Origin of the sequence: Spirosoma sordidisoli, from assembly GCF_004138325.1 — a bacterium.
GTDB lineage: Bacteria > Bacteroidota > Bacteroidia > Cytophagales > Spirosomataceae > Spirosoma > Spirosoma sordidisoli.
In genome coordinates, this window is the sequence record NZ_SBLB01000003.1 from 304,025 (window position 1) to 321,239 (window position 17,215).

Sequence of the window (17,215 nt, forward strand, 5' to 3'; positions counted from 1 at the left end):
GACATATTAGTACCTTTAGCCGCAATACAAGCTGACGCTGAGCCAACTACTCTTTTTTATACCTAATCCTGAACTCATTTCCGGAGACTCTCTGGTATGATACGCATTCATGACGCCTACCTCCGTTGGTTAGGCCCTGCGCTGTTATTTTTATTTGGCACTGTCTTTTTTAGGCTTTCTTTTTGGCTGGAAGCCTCTTCATCGTTGCTCCTCCACGCTACGCTGGTAGGTCTGGCAGCGGGTTACCTGTTCTGGCAGATCAGCCGTTGGGTCGTTTTACGGATGCAACAGGAGTTTCCAGGGCTGGAACAGACCCGGCAACGGCTGATTATGCTGCTGTTGATAGCTCCCATACTGGTTAACGCGGCCGTTTTTTTTCGGTTTGGTGTCCACCTGCTGCTGGGCTCCCGCACCACGCTCTGGCTCGGTCTGGTGGACTACACCACGTCGCTGGGGATCCAGCTCTTTTACCATGTCGTGTATTTCAGTATCTACGAAGGCCTGTATGTTGTTCGCCAATGGCGGGAAACCTGTATTGAGAAAGAAGACCTGATTAAATCCCAGTGGCAAAGCCGCTTCAACTCACTCAAAAGCCAGGTCAACCCCCATTTTCTGTTTAATTCTCTCAATACCCTGTCGGTATTGATTGACGAGTCACCCGCTCAGGCCAGCCGGTTTGTCGACGAATTATCTTCCATCTACCGGTATCTGCTACAGGCCAACGACCGAGAGCTGATTACCCTCGGCACCGAGCTAACGTTTATCGAGTCGTATACGAACCTGCTCAGGACGCGCCATGGCACAGGCATCGACGTACGTATAGCCGTAGCCGATCCGTACCTGTCCAGTTCACTCCCCCCGCTCACCTTACAGCTACTGGTCGAAAATGCCGTAAAGCATAACATCGTTCTGCCCGACCAGCCCCTGTTCATTGAGATCAGCACCACGGACGCGGGGCAGCTTCGGGTCCGGAACAACCTGCAACGCAAAAACCGATGGGTCAGCAGCACGGGCATCGGCCTGACCAATATCGCGGCTAAATACCGGATGCTGACCCAGACCGATATTATCGTTCAGGATAGAGACGGCTATTTCACCGTCCTGCTTCCCCTCCTGAACGAGCCCGTTCAGGCTGCCGTTTACCAGGGAGATTCTGTCTATCCAGCTTAGCTCCTGGTTACGAACGCAATCAGCTCATCGGCGGTCAGTTTCTCCTGGACGCCGGTCAGCATGTTTTTTACCGTAAGCTGCCCCGTCTGCACTTCTTCTGAGCCGATCAGAACGACCAGCGGAATCCGCTTGGCGTTGGCGTAATCGAGCATCTTCTTAACCTTGGCCAGATCGGGGTACATCTCGGCCGACGTGTCGGCTTGCCGAAGTTGATTTAATAGCGGTAAGGCTACAGCGCGGCCATCGGCGTCGAACGGAACCAGCAGCACGGCCGTACCCTGCCCCGCATCGGCCGGGAACAGGCTAAGCTCTTCCATGACGTCGTAGATCCGATCGACGCCAAAGGAGATACCCACCCCCGACAGCCGTTCCGAGGTGCCGAATGCGCTGGTCAGGTTATCGTACCGTCCCCCTCCGCTGATGCTGCCAATCGAAACGCCCAGCGCTTTAACTTCAAAAATAGCCCCGGTATAGTAGGATAGGCCACGCGCCAGGGTGACGTCGAGTTCGGTTTTCGGCTGGTCGAGACCATACTGACTGACCAGTTGCAGCGTTTCCTGTAACTCGGCAATGCCCCGCTGCGCGGTTTCGGACGAGGCAAGCCATTCTTTCAGCCTGGCCAGCACCGAGTCCGTGCTCCCCTCCACCGAAAAGATGGGCATGAGTGCAGTCAGGGACTCCTCCGAAAAGCCCCGTCCACGAAGTTCGTCCAGCACCTTATCCTGACCGATCTTATCCAGCTTGTCGATCGCGACGGCCAGCGCTCCCTCCTGCCCCGGCATACCGATCATCTCGGCAATACCAGTCAGAATTTTCCGGTTGTTGACTTTCAGGGCGAACTGCTCGATGCCGAGGTTACGCATCACTTCGTGCACCATCAGCACAATTTCGGCTTCGCACAGCAGCGAATCGGTACCGACCACATCGGCATCGCACTGGTAAAACTCCCGGTACCGGCCTTTCTGGGGGCGATCGGCGCGCCAAACCGGCTGCATTTGGTACCGCTTAAACGGGAGGGCCAGCGCGTGCCGGTTCATGACCACGTAACGGGCAAAGGGAACGGTCAGATCGTACCGCAGGCCTTTTTCGGCTATTCGGGGTAACAGGGCTTTTGAATGGAGGGGCGGCTGGTCGGCTCCGTCAGCGGTCAGGCCGGCCGCAAAATCGCCTGAGTTCAGAATCTTGAATAAGAGCTGGTCACCTTCATCGCCGTATTTGCCGGTGAGCGTAGACAGGTTTTCCATGGCGGGCGTTTCGAGCGGCAGAAATCCAAACCGCTTGAAGGTTGCCCGGATTGTATCGAATATAAACAGCCGTTTGCTCATCTGCTCCGGCCCAAAGTCACGTGTTCCTTTAACGAGGGATGGTTTCATACCGCAAAGGTACAACAGCCGTTCCAACCAGTCTATCCTGGTCGGCCATAACCATCACCCGCTCCGGTCATGTCTATACGCCCCCCCGGCGTATTTTCGGCCACCGGACCAGGCTGACAAAAGGTACATCTATTGAATACCTGGAGGAGATGCGTGGAAACAAGCTGACCGATGGCGATATGGCATGATAAGCCATACCGGGTACTACTTGCCAAACAGGCCAATAAATACAGCCGAAACCTGTTTTGCTGTCGTAAAATTCCTTACTTTTGCGGTCTGAATTCAGGAACTGACTAAAAAATACAGGTATACCGTCATGGCAATTACAGAACTGAAGCGCAAAGGCCGGAAGAACCGGGCTATTGCCAATAACAAAACCAACGCCATCAAACAACTGCTGCGTAAGCCAACGATCAAGAACGTTGACATCGAAGCCATCAAGGCATCGTTTGCTGAGAAGAAAGCCTAAGGTTCTTTTCGCAGTACGGAATCAGACCTCATCCCGACCGGATGAGGTTTTTCGTTTTTTGCTCCCCCCCCGCTGATCCCGCTTCTTCAGTTCACGGCGCACAAACCGGCGATAGTCGAGCTGCACCCGAAAGCGGACCGCCTGCCCAAACAACGACAACCCACCGTTGACCAGGATGAGTCCATAGGCGCCCCACAGAAACCACTGTCGGAAGGGCGCACCGGTATGTTTGGCATAACCGGCTTCGCTGACCACACACAGCCCGGCCCCGATCAACGCCAGACTAATAGGAGCCAGCAGTAACCATTTGGTTCGGGTGGTCATCCGGTTGACTAACCGACGACCCGGTGGTGGGGGGATTTTAGCCATGTATATACGTCTCTATCGGAGGGGTAAATCTACAACGGAGAGCCGTTTATTTTGTTAACATTGGCTTAACATCTTAGGAGGGGTAGTCGATCGATGCGCCGGTCTCCCTGAATTCTCTGGGTTCCCGAAGTCGCTTCCAGCCTTCGCTCAGGAACCCGATGCCATAACCGGTCAACTGGACAAAAGCCGCCAGAACACTCAAGGCGCCTACCTGGTTGCTTTTCTGCTGCCGGGTCCCGTCTATGAAAATAAGCAGGGAGAACAGTACCAGCACCCCAACCGCCAGCCCGAACAGGACCGGGCTGATCAGGGCCCATACTGGTATTGACGCCAGAAACAGGGTAAACAAAGCCGGAAACGTGTGAACCAGCTTCAGCTCGGCCGGGTAATAGCGGGAGATATTGATCCGGGCGCGGCCAAAAAATCGAAGTTGCCGAAAAAACTGTCCGAAACTCGTACGCCGTTTGTGATAAATAAATGCCTCAGGGATCAGACCGGTCGTGAAGCCCGATTCAATGATCCGAATGGCGAATTCGATGTCCTCCCCCATCCGGCTCAGCCGATACCCCCCGGTCTTCTCCCAGACCTGCCGCGACAGACCCATGTTGAAACTGCGGGGGTGAAAGGTGCCGCCCAGATTTTTTTTACTTCCCCGTATGCCTCCGGTGGTAAACGGGGAGGTCATCGAGTAACTGATCGCCTTCTGGATCGGGGTGAAATCCGGGTGAGCCGCATCCGGACCACCATAGGCATCCAGTGAAGGCCGTCCCGGCTGGGTCTGGACGGCCTGTAAACGCTCATTCACTACCGAGAAATAATGGGGAGGAATCAGCGCATCGGAATCGAATATAATGAAATAGTCTCCGGTAGCGCGCTCAAACCCGTAGTTTCGGGTAAAGCCCTGCCCGGAATTTGGTTTAGAGTAATACCGCACGTTCAGCCGGTCGGCAAAATCGGCTACCACCCCATCGGCTTTGGATACCGAACCGTCTTCAATGACCAGCACCTCAAAGTGGGTATATGTCTGCTTCGTTAAGCTTTCGAGCAGCTCCCGCAACTCATCGGGGCGGTTGAAGATGGGGATGATAACGGAAAAATACATGTCGGTTCAGGCTGGTGCGCGGCTGAGTGACCCACCGGTTGGGGGCCACTCAGTCCCCCATTAAGCGTTCGTCAGGGCGACGGTCAGACTTTCTTCGTTGGCCTGGATCACCTGATCGATCAGCTCGTCGGTCAGCGCCACCGACACAAACAGGCTTTCGAACTGCGATGGGGCCAGATAAACTCCCCGTTCGAGCATAGCGTGAAAATACCGGCCAAACAGCGGCAGGTCACACGTTTTGGCATCGGCGAAGTTAGACACCGACCGCTCAGTCATAAACAGGGTGAACATGGAGCCGATCTGGTTGATGGTAAACGGCAACCCGAGCTTGGCCAGGCTGTTGCTGAAACCGGTATGGAGTTTGGTACCGATCTCCTCCAGCCGCGAATAGACCCCCGGGTTGTCGTTCAGATGACGCAGCATGGCCAACCCGGCCGACATGGCAATCGGGTTGCCGGATAGGGTACCGGCCTGGTAGACCGGTCCGGCGGGCGATACCATATCCATGATGTCCCGTCGGCCTCCGTAGGCGCCTACCGGCATCCCCCCCCCAATGATTTTACCCATCGTTGTCAGGTCAGGGGTTATACCAAATCGCTCCTGGGCTCCGCCCCTGGCGAGCCGGAATCCCGTCATCACCTCATCGAAAATCAGCACGACCCCGTGCTTGTCGCAAAGCGAGCGGATACCTTCCAGAAACCCGGGTTCGGGCAGCACACAACCCATATTGCCGACCACGGGCTCCAGAATCAGGGCCGCTACCTGGTTGTGGTTATTCTCCAGCAGGACCTCAACAGCGGCCAGATCATTATAAGGAGCGGTCAGCGTGTCGGCGGCTGTGGCTTTGGTCACCCCCGGCGAATCAGGCACGCCCATGGTCATGGCGCCACTGCCGGCAGCGATCAGAAACGAGTCGCCGTGGCCGTGGTAACAGCCTTCAAACTTGATGATCTTGTCGCGGCCGGTAAAACCACGCGCCACCCGAATGGCAGCCATGGTCGCTTCCGTTCCGGAGTTGACCATTCTTACTTTCTCGACCGACGGAACCATACTGATGATCAGTTCGGCCATTTCTACCTCTTTCCGGGTAGGTGCCCCAAACGAGAATGAGTGTTGTATGGCATCACGAACGGCCTGTTCGACGGGCTCAAACGCGTGGCCAAGTATCATAGGTCCCCAGGAGTTGATCAGCTCGATGTACGACCGACCGTCCTCATCATAGATGTAAGGGCCTTTAGCCGACTTAATGAAGAGGGGACTTCCGCCCACCGCCCGAAACGCGCGAACGGGCGAGTTTACCCCACCAGGTATCAATTCTTTAGCTTTCTCGAACAGTTGTTGACTCGTTGTCATATCACTAGCTAGGTAAACGCGGGTAGCCGGCCAGCCGCTCAGGCGTATCCTGAGCGGAGGCTGCTACTAATTAATTTTCACGAACCGCCCGCCCTCGTACCGCACGATCGGAACGATCTGATTGTCATTGCTTCTGCTATAATCGAAACCCGATAGCAGATAATCATCCGTATCCGAGCGCAGGGCAGACCGGTTCCGGATCTGCCCGCCATTGCGGGCTAGGTGACGCCCAAAAAATAACATCATGTCATACCCCTGGCTGGCAAATACTGAGGGAATGGTATTCCGGCTGGCCAGATAGTCGGCGCCGAAATTGGTCACGATGTCGCGGCTGGTATCGATAAAATCTGGATACAGCAGGTACAGGCTCCGGCGGGTAAAGGTAGAGAGGGTGTTGCGGTAATAATCGAATGCTGCAGATGTGGCAATTAGAGAGCCGGATACCCGTCGGCGGGATAGCGCATCAAGCAGCTTCGGCCCATCTTCATCGTTGCTGCTGGCCAAAAACACGTGATTCAGCGATACAGTCGGCAGACTGGCAGGTGTGCTGACCGAGCTGGACGAGGGGCGGGCCGACACCGACGCATTGGCCGACAGCATCAGGCTGGCCATTGTCTGCGCCGAACCAGCTACCCGTTGAAAATCGACCACCTGATAGTTCTGCCGTTTCAGTTCATCCCGGTACGAAGCTGCCAGCAACGAATCTTTTCGGGCAGAACCGAAATAGATGGCCACCCGGCGGGTCCCCGTTTCAGTAGCCGGCCGGCCGGGCTGACGGATGAAGTCGGCCACCTGCTGGGCCTGGCGCGCCAGCGACGGCTGCACTAGAAATGACATAGGCTGGTTGGCAATCAACTCACTACTGGTCGCAATGGGATTGAGCAGTACGATGTTGTTCTGATTGGCGTAAGCTGATGCAATCCGGTTCGGTTCGGCATAGAGAGGGCCAACGATCAGATCCGTTTGGGAGAAGGCCGGACTGTTCACCAGTTCTAGCGTTTTGTTGGCGTCGTTCTCAATATCGTAGGCAAAGAGATTAACCGTTATGCCTTCTTCCTGCAGTTTCTCCTTCGCCAGCTTGATGCCATTGTACAGATCGAAAACGTACTGATTGGAGCGTAGTCGCTTGCCCGCATCGAACTCATCGAGTCGGAAAGGCAGCATTACGGCTACGTTATAATAGCCTTTGGGCCGCGTCGGACGGGTCGTGGCGGGGGGCGTAGCCGACGAGGCTGGTCGGTTGGCAACAGGCGCTGCGGGCTGGGCGGACGTGGTTGCCGGTAGACCAAAGCGGTTTGTCAGCCGGTCCGACAACTCCAGATCGTCTTTATCGGTAGAGGTTCGCTGGATCAGGTCAATCAGGTTTAGGGCAATGGCCCTGTTTTCCGGAAACTCCCGATGCATCTGCTTTAATCGGTTCAGGTCGGTTATCCGACTCAGAAAATACTGTTCCAGTTTACTGGCATCGGCCCGCAGACCGGGATCACCAATCCGCTGCAGGTTGGTCAGCCCTTCTTCATACTGACCAGTTTCCATAGCGATAGCGGCCAGCAGATACTGGGCGTCATCGATCTTGCGCCAATCAGGAAAGCGGCTCGTGAGTTGCTTCAGCATCAGCCGGCTTTGGCTGAAGTCGCGCTGTCGAAACGCGGCTATCGACCAGTAGTAATGAGCATAGGGCGCCAGGGGGCCTCCCCGCTGTATGATCGCGCTCAGCTCCGATTTAGCCTGGTTGTACTCGCTCCGCTGTAGTTGGCTAACGGCCGCTTTGTAGCGCTTCTGCAAGTCGGCAGGCACCTGCGCCATGGCCGTCCAGCCGGGAAGCAGCCCGATCAGGCCAATCAGCCCTAGTATAAGCCAACGGAGTTTTGGGTTCATAGTCGTGGCAGCTATCAACGGAATACGGTCGAATGAAGGGGCTTACGCCAAAATCATCCGACCGTATTCTGCCGATCTCGACGTTTACTTTTTCTGTTTTGCTTTGCGCTGAGCCTCTTCAGCCTGTTTCCGGGCCTCTTCGGCAGCGGCCAGCTGTTTCTGAAGCAGCGCCTGGAAACCGCCCGGTTTCTTGCCCTGCCCAGCGGCATTCTTCTTCCGGTTGTCGTCCAGCACCGCCTTGATTTTCGTTTCGTCAACAAACCGACGAATGAGCTGCTGCTGGGCAATGGTCACTACGTTCGATACAAAATAGTAGAACGTCAGACCCGCCGGATACGAATTCAGCACAAACATGAACATCAGCGGGAACACGTAGCTAAGCGCCTTCATGTTTACCGGGCCCGGCTGGGTAGGCGTTGTCTGGTTGTTGTAGTAGGCGTAGGCGATCGATGAGGCTGTCATCAGCACCGTGAACAGACTCAGGTGACTGCCGATAAACGGAATGGCCGGGAACGTAACGAATGCGTCGTAGGTAGAGAGGTCACCCGCCCATAGAAACGGCTTCTGACGCAGTTCGATCAGGTTCGGAAACAGCATGAACAACGCAAACAGAATTGGCATCGTAGCCAGCACCGGTACACACCCGCTCAGCGGGCTGACACCCACCTCTTGGTACAGCTTCATCTGCTCGGATTGCTGTTTGGCCATATCGTCACCCACCCGTTCCTTGATGGCCTCGATCTCGGGCGCCAGCACCCGCATTTTGGCCATACTGACGTATGAACGGTAGGTTAACGGTGTTAGAATGAGTTTTACAAACACCACCAGGGCAATAATCAGCAAGCCGTAGTTGGAAATAAATTTCTCAAGCAGGTTGAATACCGGCACGAAGAAATATTTGTTGATGGGCTTCAGCACGGAGTACCCCAGATAGACGTTCTGGTCGAATTCGGGGGCTACCGTACCCAGCAGCTGGAAATCGTTGGGACCGTAGTAGAATGAGTATTGCCCTTTACCGGCTTTTACGTCGGCCATGGGTAGGGTTACGTCAGCCACCGCCGTTTTCACCACGCTCTTATCGTCAGGATTGACGAGCGTCAGGAAACTGGCTTTGGGCATGGGCGCGTTGCGGGCCACAAAACCAGCCAGGAAGTACTTGTGCTTGATCGTAAACCACTGAACGGGCTGATCGGCCGTTACGTCCTGATTACTGGTGCCTTCTGCCAGCTTCTCGAAGCTTTCGTCCGCCGTCAGGTAGTTGATCGTGGCCGACTGGACGTTGTTTGCCAGATCGTTTTCGTACTGCTGCATCCGGTCCTGCCAGTAAAACCGGATGTTATCGTTGGTTACCGAATTGCCCAGCCCATTCAGTTTTAAGTCATACGAGATTACGTAGCCTTCGGCCGGCACGGTATATACCTGTTCAACGGATTGGCCCGGAGCCACCTCGGCCGTGAAACGGATGGTCTGAGCCTGACCGCCAACGCTGCTATTCTGGGTCGACGTCTTGAAATACAGACGGTGAAGGTCTACCGGTCCGCGGTTGGTAGGCAGTTCGAGCCGCGTCTGGCTGTTACGCCCGTCGACCAGGACCAGCGGTTTCTGATCAAAGGTCTTGTAGTTTTTCAGTATTACCTCCTTCACCCGGCCACCAACCGTGCTGAAGGTAACTTTCATGTCTTTATTCTCCACAACGACATCGCGGGTTTCTCCCGTGGCTACGGTGGCGAAATCGCCGAAACGGGCGCGGGCCGTGGCGGAGTCAAGCGAAGGGCGGGCCGCGGATGCGGCCGTTGATGAGGTGCCGGAGGCAGTGGTAGGCGGGGTGGTTTGTGTTGTCTGAGCCGGTTTTTTGCCGGACTGAGCCGCATCGGGTGCGGGTTTTGGCACCAGCAGCTGATAACCGACCAGCATGGCCATTATCAGAACGATACCAATAAGTTGATTGCGATCCATTTTAGAAGTTTTCCGCTTTCGGATTGCGGTTTACAGTCGAAAACTACCCGCCCGGCATACCGGACTGATCGGCCAACTGTAAACCACAAACCAAAAACTATTTTGCGCAAAAATACGCCAATCTACCCGCTTAATCAACCGCGTCGACGGTTTCTACAGCCCTCGATTCAGCAGCGGTAGAATCGGCCGTACCAGCGGTACGTTTTTGCTGACTGTAGGTCAGGGCGGCCCGTACAAAATGGACAAACAGCGGGTGCGGATTCATGACCGTACTTTTTAACTCGGGGTGAAACTGAACCCCAACGAACCACGGATGACTGGCCAGTTCAACAATTTCGACCAGCCCCGTATCCGGGTTGATACCCGTTGGCCGCAGCCCGGCCCGTTCAAACTGATCCAGATAATCGTTGTTGAACTCGTACCGATGCCGATGCCGTTCGCTGATCTGGGTTTTTCCGTAAATCTGGTGGGCCAGCGAATCGCGCTTGAGCTTACAGGTGTAAGCCCCCAGCCGCATGGTACCGCCTTTGTCGGTAATTTCTTTCTGCTCGGCCATCATGCTGATAACCGGGGTGGCCGTATGCGGCTCCATCTCCGTAGAATGCGCGTCTTCCAGACCCATTACGTTGCGGGCATACTCGATAACGGCCATCTGCATACCCAGGCATATACCTAGGAACGGAATCCCGTTTTCCCGTACGTAACGAACGGCATTGATCTTGCCTTCGATACCGCGCTCGCCAAAGCCGGGGGCTACCAGCACCGCATCCAGCTCGCGCAGCGCGTCGGCGCAGTGGTGTTCATCGACCAGGGTTTCTGACTGAATCCACTCCAGCTTTACCTTGCATTCGTTCTGCGCACCGGCATGAATGAAGGATTCGGCGATTGATTTATAGGCGTCTTTCAGCTCGATGTACTTCCCCACCAGACCGATCCGAACTTCGTCGCCGGGGTTCTTGAGCCGCCCCAGAAAACTCTTCCAGGCATCCAGATCCGCATCTTTGTCGTTATACAGATCGAGCATGTAGAGCGCCCGCTGGTCGAGCCGTTCTTTCTGCATCAGCAGGGGGACGTCGTAAATCGTCTCGGCGTCGATGGCTTCAATGACCGAATTGACCTGTACGTTACAGAAGAGCGCAATCTTCCGCCGGATGTCCTGCGGCAGCGGGTGCTCCGTACGGCAGACGATGATGTCAGGCTGAACCCCATTCTCGAGCAGCATCCGGACCGAATGCTGGGTCGGTTTGGTCTTTAGCTCGCCCGCCGACTGCAGATACGGCACCAGCGTCAGGTGAATAACGAGCGTATCGTGCTCACCCAACTCGAACTTCAGCTGGCGAACGGCCTCCACGAACGGTAGCGACTCAATATCGCCCACGCAGCCGCCAATTTCGGTGATGATGATGTCGTACTCGCCCGTGTCGCCCAGCAACCGGATGTTGCGCTTGATTTCGTCGGTGATGTGGGGAACGACCTGCACAGTCTTACCCAGAAAATCGCCCCGGCGTTCGCGGGTGATCACGTTGTTGTAGATCCGGCCGGTGGTGATGTTGTTGGCCTGCGACGTGGGTCGGTTCAGGAACCGCTCGTAGTGGCCGAGGTCGAGGTCCGTTTCAGCCCCGTCGTCGGTTACGTAGCATTCTCCATGTTCGTACGGATTAAGCGTACCCGGATCAATATTGATATACGGATCGAACTTCTGGATGGTTACTGTAAGCCCGCGCGATTGCAGCAGTTTGGCAAGTGAAGAAGCAATAATGCCCTTGCCGAGCGATGACGTCACCCCGCCTGTGACGAAAATATATTTTGCGGATTTGGGTCCCGTAGCCGCCATGATTGAAACCTTGTTTGGTCGTTACGGGATATAAAGGTACGACAAAAAAGGGGGATTGGGTGGATCACAACCGGAAAAAAATCGGGGAGACGTCGTAAGCGGTTGGTGTTCAGTTACTGGCCCCACCCACTTTTTTTTATTTATTCTACGGCATCCGCGGCTGGTTTTCCCGATCGGCCCAACAACCCCCTTCGTCGGGTTACGTTTACGGGCTTTGCCTAGCCACCCGAGGCAAAACTTTCAAATACGGTCATGCCTCCATCAATGAAAATACTGGCTCCCGTAATGTAATCTGACAGATCCGAAGCCAGAAAAACGGCCAGATTACCGATATCCTGCGGTTGCCCAATCCGGTTATACGGAATAAGCCCCATCAGGGAGTTGTACGCCTGCGGAGTAGACCAGGCATCGCGATTGATGGGGGTCTGTATGGCCCCCGGGCAGATGCTGTTCACCCGAATCTGGCGGTCGCCGTATTCCTGCGCCAGCGACTGCATCAACATCTTAATGGCTCCTTTCGATGCGGCATAGTTGACATGACCGGCCCAGGGAATCAGCTCGTGCACCGAGCTCATACAGATGATTTTTCCCGTTGCGGCCGATACCTCCGGCCGGGGACCGCGACGCAGAAACTCCCGGATGGCCGCGCGGGCACACAGGAACTGCCCCGTCAGGTTCACGTCGATTACGGTATTCCACTGCTCCAGGGTAAGCTCGTGAAAGGCGGCATCCCGCTGCAGACCGGCGTTGTTGACCAGGATGTCGACCGTACCATATCGCGCGATGACCTCCGCGAACATAGCCTCTACCTCGGCTTCTTTACTGACGTCACACTGGGCGATCATACCGCTGCCCCCGGCACTGGTAATTTCGTCCAGCACCGCCTGGGCGGCCAGCTGGCTTTTCGATGATGAATAGTTGACAACAACCGTAGCGCCGGCCTGCGCCAGGGATTTGGCCACTCCCGTTCCGATGCCGCTGCTTGCTCCTGTAACGACAGCAATCTGTCCTTTTAATACGTCCTGCATACTTTACCAGCTTGTTATATTCTTAGTAAGACAATCGGACAGATTTTGTTTTCGATCCGTTTGGCTCCGATTATTGTAATTAAGCGCCAAAGCGGTTCTTTATCAGCCACGCTGGCCTCTGTCTACGTATCGCTTTCTTACAATTCAGGACCTCCTTCTGCCCATGTTCACTACAAAACGTGTTCCATTCGCCATCGTGTTTCCGTTCGCCTGGCGCGCCGTCTTGCTGTTTTTTGTTTATTCAACGCTGATCTGCACCCTCTACACCTTTGCTGACTGCACGTTTCTGGCCATTCCGTTTGTACCCGTAGCGACCATCGGTACGGCCGTTGCCTTTTACGTCGGCTTCAAGAACAATTCGTCGTACGACCGTCTGTGGGAGGCTCGCCGGATTTGGGGAAGCCTGACCAACGCGAGCCGCTCCTGGGGTATCATGGTGCTCGACTACGTAACAGCGGCCGATGCCGATGACCCACTACCCCGCCTGGCCCATCGCGACCTGGTATATAGGCATTTGGCTTACCTGACCGCTATTCGGGTACAGCTGCGGCAAAAACCCGTCTGGGATCTTCATCACGACCCGGCTCATGAGGTCATTGAGCGCATCAAAGAGTTCAAACAATGCAGCCTGGATAAGGAACTGAGCCGATTCCTGTCCGACGATGAAGTTGAGGCCATTATCAAACACCCCAACCCGGCCACTTACCTGCTTCGGCAGCAGTCGGCTCAACTGCGCGACCTGCGCGATCGGGGTTACCTGAGCGATTTCTACCACGTCGATCTGGAGCGGATGCTGGTTGAATTTTACAACCAGCAGGGTGCCTGCGAACGGATTAAGTCGTTTCCGTTTCCCAGGCAGTATGCGTTCTTCAGCTACCTCTTCACCTGGCTGTTTATTCTGGTCCTCCCCTACGGCCTGCTCAGCGAAATGGCCAAATTCAGCGGCTGGCACATCTGGCTGACCGTACCCTTCTTCACCGTCATCGCCTGGATTTTCAATACCATGGAGATTGTGGGAGATACCAGCGAGAACCCTTTCGAAAACAGCATTAATGATATACCCATGACTGCCATATGCCGCAATATCGAGATCGATCTGCGCGACATGCTGGGTGAAACCGAACTCCCGAAACGGGTTCAGGCCGTCAATAATATCCTGATGTAAGGCCCCCCCGACGGACTGCAGCACAGGTTCCGGTTTATCATCATTTTTATAAAATTGGATTCTTACCATGAAAAATAGCGTGCGGTAACGGCGAAGTCCAATCTTTTCAAATTATTGGAAAAATACAACTCACATGCCATTTATAGGGACTTGTTGTACTTTTCCGATAATTGCACTATTCTGTTTATAACGAATTGACTTTTAAGATGAATCTTTGAAAAACAGGACTTTCTAACGGGTTCGACACTTGCATTTAGCCGCCTGACAGCCACACCTTTGTCACGGTAAAACCAAATTTCAAACCACAATGAAACAGTTCCGTTTATCAATTGCTGTACTGCTATCAGTATGGAGTCTGGCTGGCATGGGAGGTGCAAAAGCTGACACAGGTTCGGGAGTTAGTGGGGTGAAAGTCGTGAAGTCCGAAAGCAAAAAAGTTCGTTTGTATACACAGGCAAGTCTGCCCGTAGATGTCGCTATCATCGACGCCGACGGCAACGTGCTTTACCGCGGTGAAACGAAAGGCCAGAAACAGGCCATGACGTCGTTTAACCTCAACAGCCTTCCCGATGGACAGTACTACATCACGGCCGGCAACAACGCCTGGTGGATGTCGCAGGCGCTGACCATCAAAGGAAATTCGCTGACCATCGACGAGCGCAACCTGCAGCAGCTCACGCAGCCAACCCTGACGGCGTACGAGAAAAATAAAATAGAAGTAAGCCTGCCGGCTACAAACGTCGATCACGCCAACGTAGTCATCTACGATGCGCAGAGCAACCCGGTATATACCGATACGTTCAAAGGGTCGGTTCGTCGGTTCGACCTGTCGTCACTGCCCGCCGGTTCGTACACGTTTGTGGTAGGTCCTGATCAAAAGCAGTTTACCTCGCGGATCGACGTTCGCTAGTTCGTTTCAGCGAGTCATCCAGTATCTAGTTTCCCAGTACCATTTCACGACTTGATGAGCCGTCTTTTCGGACAGGACGGCTCACCCACTACCAGAACCTCCCGCTGCTTTCTCCCGAGAGCAGCGGGATTTTTTTGGCGTCACTTTCCCACTGTGAGCGTCCCGATCATCCTACCACTTCGGCCGGCGGATTCTCGGGGTCCTTCTTTTTCTGCTGGTTGATGAGCCGTTCGAGTTGGGGAGTCAGGTCGGGTTCGTCGCCACGCAGCCGCATAATAGAGAGTTCTTTCATTTTAGACTCGAATACGATATCGACTTCGCGACCGTACGTATTGGCGGGCGTGTAGAGCCAGTCCGCATGCGCTTCGGCGCGGGCTTTAGGGTCTTCGTAATCCCGGCGCGAGTTGGAATAATGAACCACCGGCCGAACATCCCAGGTATCGTAGGCCATCAGGAAGGCTTCCTGCTCGGTGAGTCCGTCGGGGTGAAGTGAGTGGTGAAAATAATCGAAGACGATGGGGGTTCCGATCCGCTCATGAACCGGCACCAGATCCCGAACCGAGTACAGACTGGGGCGATCGTCATTCTCGACCGTTAGCCGGGCACGCAGGTTTTCTGACAGGCGGTTGAAATTGGCGCAAAACCGATTTATAGTGGCCATTTTATCGCCGTAGGTGCCGCCCAGGTGAATGTTGATTTTGTTCCAGTGCGATGGCGTCAGTCCCATCAGGTCGAATACATCGGCATGGTATTCCAGGTCCTTGATCGTGTTGGTCAGCACGCTTCCCTGCCCCGCAAGATGATTAAACGGCCCGGGATGTACCGTTAGCCGAATGGGGCGACTACCAATCTCTTCCAGCGTGGCCCGAATCTCCATGAAGTCGGGTAACTCGGCAATCTTATATTCCGAGGCCCAGGGAAACAGATCCGACGACACCCGAAACAGCCGAAATCCGTGCTCCAGGTTCCAGTCAACGATTGTAAGCAGGTCCTGTACGTTTTTCAGAGCCAGTTCCGAGGCATAGGCCAGGCCGCGGCTCTGGAACGTTTTTTTGATCATGCCCCGGTTGGTCATGATTTTGTTAGCCTGTAAATTGAGGTTGATACAGGCGTAACCAACAGTAGGTGATGAATCGATCATAAGGGTAAAACCGGAACAGAGGCATCCTGGTTTACTGACCGTTCGTTCAAAAGTCCCGAAAACCTGCCCACATTCGGTTACAACCGCTTATTTTTCCAACCTAACGGAGTCTATTCCGATGAAAAAACTATACCCTTTCTGGGTAGGATCGTGTGCATTGCTGCTAACGAGTTGCCTGAACATAAAATCAGTAAACACGTTCAGCACGGCCACCCAGGCGGGTCTGCAACCCAGTCCTGCCCTGCCCGTAACGTTTGAACGAATCTACCGGTACCGAACCCTGACCGATTCGCTCAGTCGACATCCATTCAACCGGATTCCTGTTATCGGACTCGATTTTGACAGTGAGGTCGGTCGCGACTCGCTGGCGTCGTACCGCCGGGCCGATAGTCTGATGCTGGCCGGAACAACGTTGCTGGTCAACTATTTCAAGGGAATAGCGGCTTTATCGGCCACGGGCAGTTCGTTTAAACCGGTTCAGCTGAAATCGGCTTCATTCGATGCGTTCATGCAGGGATCGGTGGTCAAACTAACCCCCGAAGAAACCGTTGCGTTTAACCGGGTGCTGTCGGTAGTCGGCACCCTGGCCACGAGTGGCTACCGGCAACGTACCCTCAAAGCCCTGCTGAATCAAAGCTATCCGGATGTCAGGCAGGTACTCGGCGTACTGATCTTCGCCCACGAGCGACTGGCCGATGTCGTGGCCATCAGTCGGGAGCAGCAGTATAACACGTATAAGAACGGACTGATTCGGGACCCGGCCCTGTCGTATACCCAGAAGCGTGAACTCGCTCAGCAATGGCTACGCACCAGCCAGGAGACCGAGCTCAACAGGCAGGCCGTTCAAACGCACGTGAAAACGCTCAGCACCATCCGGGCCGGCTATGACCAACTTTACGCCAGTCGTAACCACCTGACCCGGAAAGACCTCGTCTCAAGCCTGGGTGGTTACGTTGCCACTCTCCAACAACTTCATACTGATCTAGAGCAACTTAGGCCCGTTTATGGAAGACTTGTCCCCTGAACAAATCGTCGAGCTCGCCAACGGATACCGGAGCCTGGCCCGGTCGTTGAACGAGTTTCAGGTTAGCCACTGGCCCGACCTGACGGTCGAGCAACACCTGGATCTGAACGCCTATCAAAGTAGTTTATTAAACCGGGCTCAGGATTTGCAGACCCTGGCCGTTCGCCCGGCTTTTCGGGACGCTGCTGAGCTGATTGCCCGCATTCAGCAGGCTACCACCGATGCACAGGACAGCCTGAAGCGTATTCGTAACCTGACCATTGCCCTGAACATTGGGGCCATTACGGTGGCTTTGGCCTCCTACATTGCCCGGGCCAATCTGCGGGGCATCCAGACGGCCCTGCGCGAGCTGGGCGATCTGTTGAGCATGAGCGAAGAAACGACCTGACAACGAAGCGGCCTGTTACCGGAGATCAAAGAACTCCGGTAACAGGCCGCTGCCA

16 protein-coding genes are annotated in these 17,215 nt (G+C 54.8%); 7 read left to right on the forward strand and 9 right to left on the reverse strand.

The genetic code is table 11. The features are described from left to right. The first annotated feature begins 204 nt into the window (after positions 1-204). Positions 205-1,170 carry a sensor histidine kinase gene (locus EQG79_RS13040; RefSeq protein ID WP_236648900.1) on the forward strand — a complete coding sequence of 322 codons (966 nt, stop codon included), beginning with the start codon at positions 205-207 and terminating at the stop codon, positions 1,168-1,170. Here EQG79_RS13040 and hisS read toward each other — a convergent pair. Beyond that, entirely contained in the window at positions 1,167-2,543 is a 1,377-nt protein-coding gene (hisS, locus tag EQG79_RS13045) for a histidine--tRNA ligase (protein ID WP_129601731.1), read from the reverse strand. The genes EQG79_RS13040 and hisS overlap by 4 nt on opposite strands. Between hisS and EQG79_RS13050 the strand changes: the two genes are divergently transcribed. Further along, positions 2,534-2,731, forward strand: coding sequence for a hypothetical protein (locus EQG79_RS13050; RefSeq protein WP_129601732.1), 198 nt, complete (start codon positions 2,534-2,536; stop codon positions 2,729-2,731). The genes hisS and EQG79_RS13050 overlap by 10 nt on opposite strands. Positions 2,732-2,859: 128 nt before the next feature. Then, the gene (locus EQG79_RS30970) at positions 2,860-3,012 is read left to right on the forward strand and encodes a hypothetical protein (protein ID WP_165358882.1); all 153 of its coding nucleotides are present in this window, start codon (positions 2,860-2,862) and stop codon (positions 3,010-3,012) included. Between the two features lie 21 nt (positions 3,013-3,033). Here the strand turns inward: EQG79_RS30970 and EQG79_RS13055 are convergent, their stop codons facing one another. The 7 genes from EQG79_RS13055 to EQG79_RS13085 all read right to left on the reverse strand — a co-directional run bounded on the left by EQG79_RS13055 (position 3,034) and on the right by EQG79_RS13085 (position 12,532). Next, on the reverse strand, positions 3,034-3,381 hold the full coding sequence (locus EQG79_RS13055; protein WP_077923572.1) for a hypothetical protein: 348 nt from the start codon (positions 3,379-3,381) through the stop codon (positions 3,034-3,036). A gap of 73 nt (positions 3,382-3,454) precedes the next feature. Beyond that, the gene (locus tag EQG79_RS13060; protein ID WP_129601733.1) at positions 3,455-4,483 is read right to left on the reverse strand and encodes a glycosyltransferase; all 1,029 of its coding nucleotides are present in this window, start codon (positions 4,481-4,483) and stop codon (positions 3,455-3,457) included. 60 nt (positions 4,484-4,543) lie between these two features. Next, a complete protein-coding gene (hemL, locus tag EQG79_RS13065; protein ID WP_077923570.1) occupies positions 4,544-5,836 on the reverse strand; it encodes a glutamate-1-semialdehyde 2,1-aminomutase in 1,293 nt (430 codons plus the stop codon). 66 nt (positions 5,837-5,902) lie between these two features. Beyond that, positions 5,903-7,714: an ABC transporter substrate-binding protein gene (locus tag EQG79_RS13070; protein ID WP_077923569.1), complete on the reverse strand. Its 1,812-nt coding sequence runs from the start codon at positions 7,712-7,714 to the stop codon at positions 5,903-5,905. An 84-nt stretch (positions 7,715-7,798) separates the two neighbouring features. Next, a complete protein-coding gene (gene yidC / locus EQG79_RS13075) occupies positions 7,799-9,670 on the reverse strand; it encodes a membrane protein insertase YidC (RefSeq protein ID WP_129601734.1) in 1,872 nt (623 codons plus the stop codon). A 130-nt stretch (positions 9,671-9,800) separates the two neighbouring features. Then, positions 9,801-11,504, reverse strand: a complete 1,704-nt coding sequence (locus EQG79_RS13080; RefSeq protein WP_077923567.1) for a CTP synthase — start codon at positions 11,502-11,504, stop codon at positions 9,801-9,803. A gap of 218 nt (positions 11,505-11,722) precedes the next feature. Further along, positions 11,723-12,532, reverse strand: a complete 810-nt coding sequence (locus EQG79_RS13085) for an SDR family oxidoreductase (RefSeq protein WP_077923566.1) — start codon at positions 12,530-12,532, stop codon at positions 11,723-11,725. Positions 12,533-12,695: 163 nt separating this feature from the next. Between EQG79_RS13085 and EQG79_RS13090 the strand changes: the two genes are divergently transcribed. Together EQG79_RS13090 and EQG79_RS13095 are read left to right on the forward strand one after the other, a co-directional pair. Continuing rightward, complete coding sequence (locus tag EQG79_RS13090; RefSeq protein WP_077923565.1) at positions 12,696-13,697, forward strand: bestrophin family protein; 1,002 nt, start codon at positions 12,696-12,698, stop codon at positions 13,695-13,697. Positions 13,698-14,004: 307 nt separating this feature from the next. Further along, the gene (locus EQG79_RS13095) at positions 14,005-14,607 is read left to right on the forward strand and encodes a T9SS type A sorting domain-containing protein (RefSeq protein ID WP_129601735.1); all 603 of its coding nucleotides are present in this window, start codon (positions 14,005-14,007) and stop codon (positions 14,605-14,607) included. Positions 14,608-14,773: 166 nt separating this feature from the next. Here the strand turns inward: EQG79_RS13095 and uvsE are convergent, their stop codons facing one another. Beyond that, positions 14,774-15,748, reverse strand: a complete 975-nt coding sequence (gene uvsE, locus EQG79_RS13100; RefSeq protein WP_129601736.1) for a UV DNA damage repair endonuclease UvsE — start codon at positions 15,746-15,748, stop codon at positions 14,774-14,776. A 118-nt stretch (positions 15,749-15,866) separates the two neighbouring features. Here uvsE and EQG79_RS13105 point away from each other — a divergent pair, with 118 nt between their 5' ends. Beyond that, on the forward strand, positions 15,867-16,772 hold the full coding sequence (locus EQG79_RS13105) for a hypothetical protein (protein ID WP_129601737.1): 906 nt from the start codon (positions 15,867-15,869) through the stop codon (positions 16,770-16,772). Beyond that, the gene (locus tag EQG79_RS13110) at positions 16,753-17,160 is read left to right on the forward strand and encodes a hypothetical protein (RefSeq protein ID WP_077923561.1); all 408 of its coding nucleotides are present in this window, start codon (positions 16,753-16,755) and stop codon (positions 17,158-17,160) included. The genes EQG79_RS13105 and EQG79_RS13110 overlap by 20 nt, the downstream gene beginning before the upstream one ends. Positions 17,161-17,215: the final 55 nt, after the last annotated feature.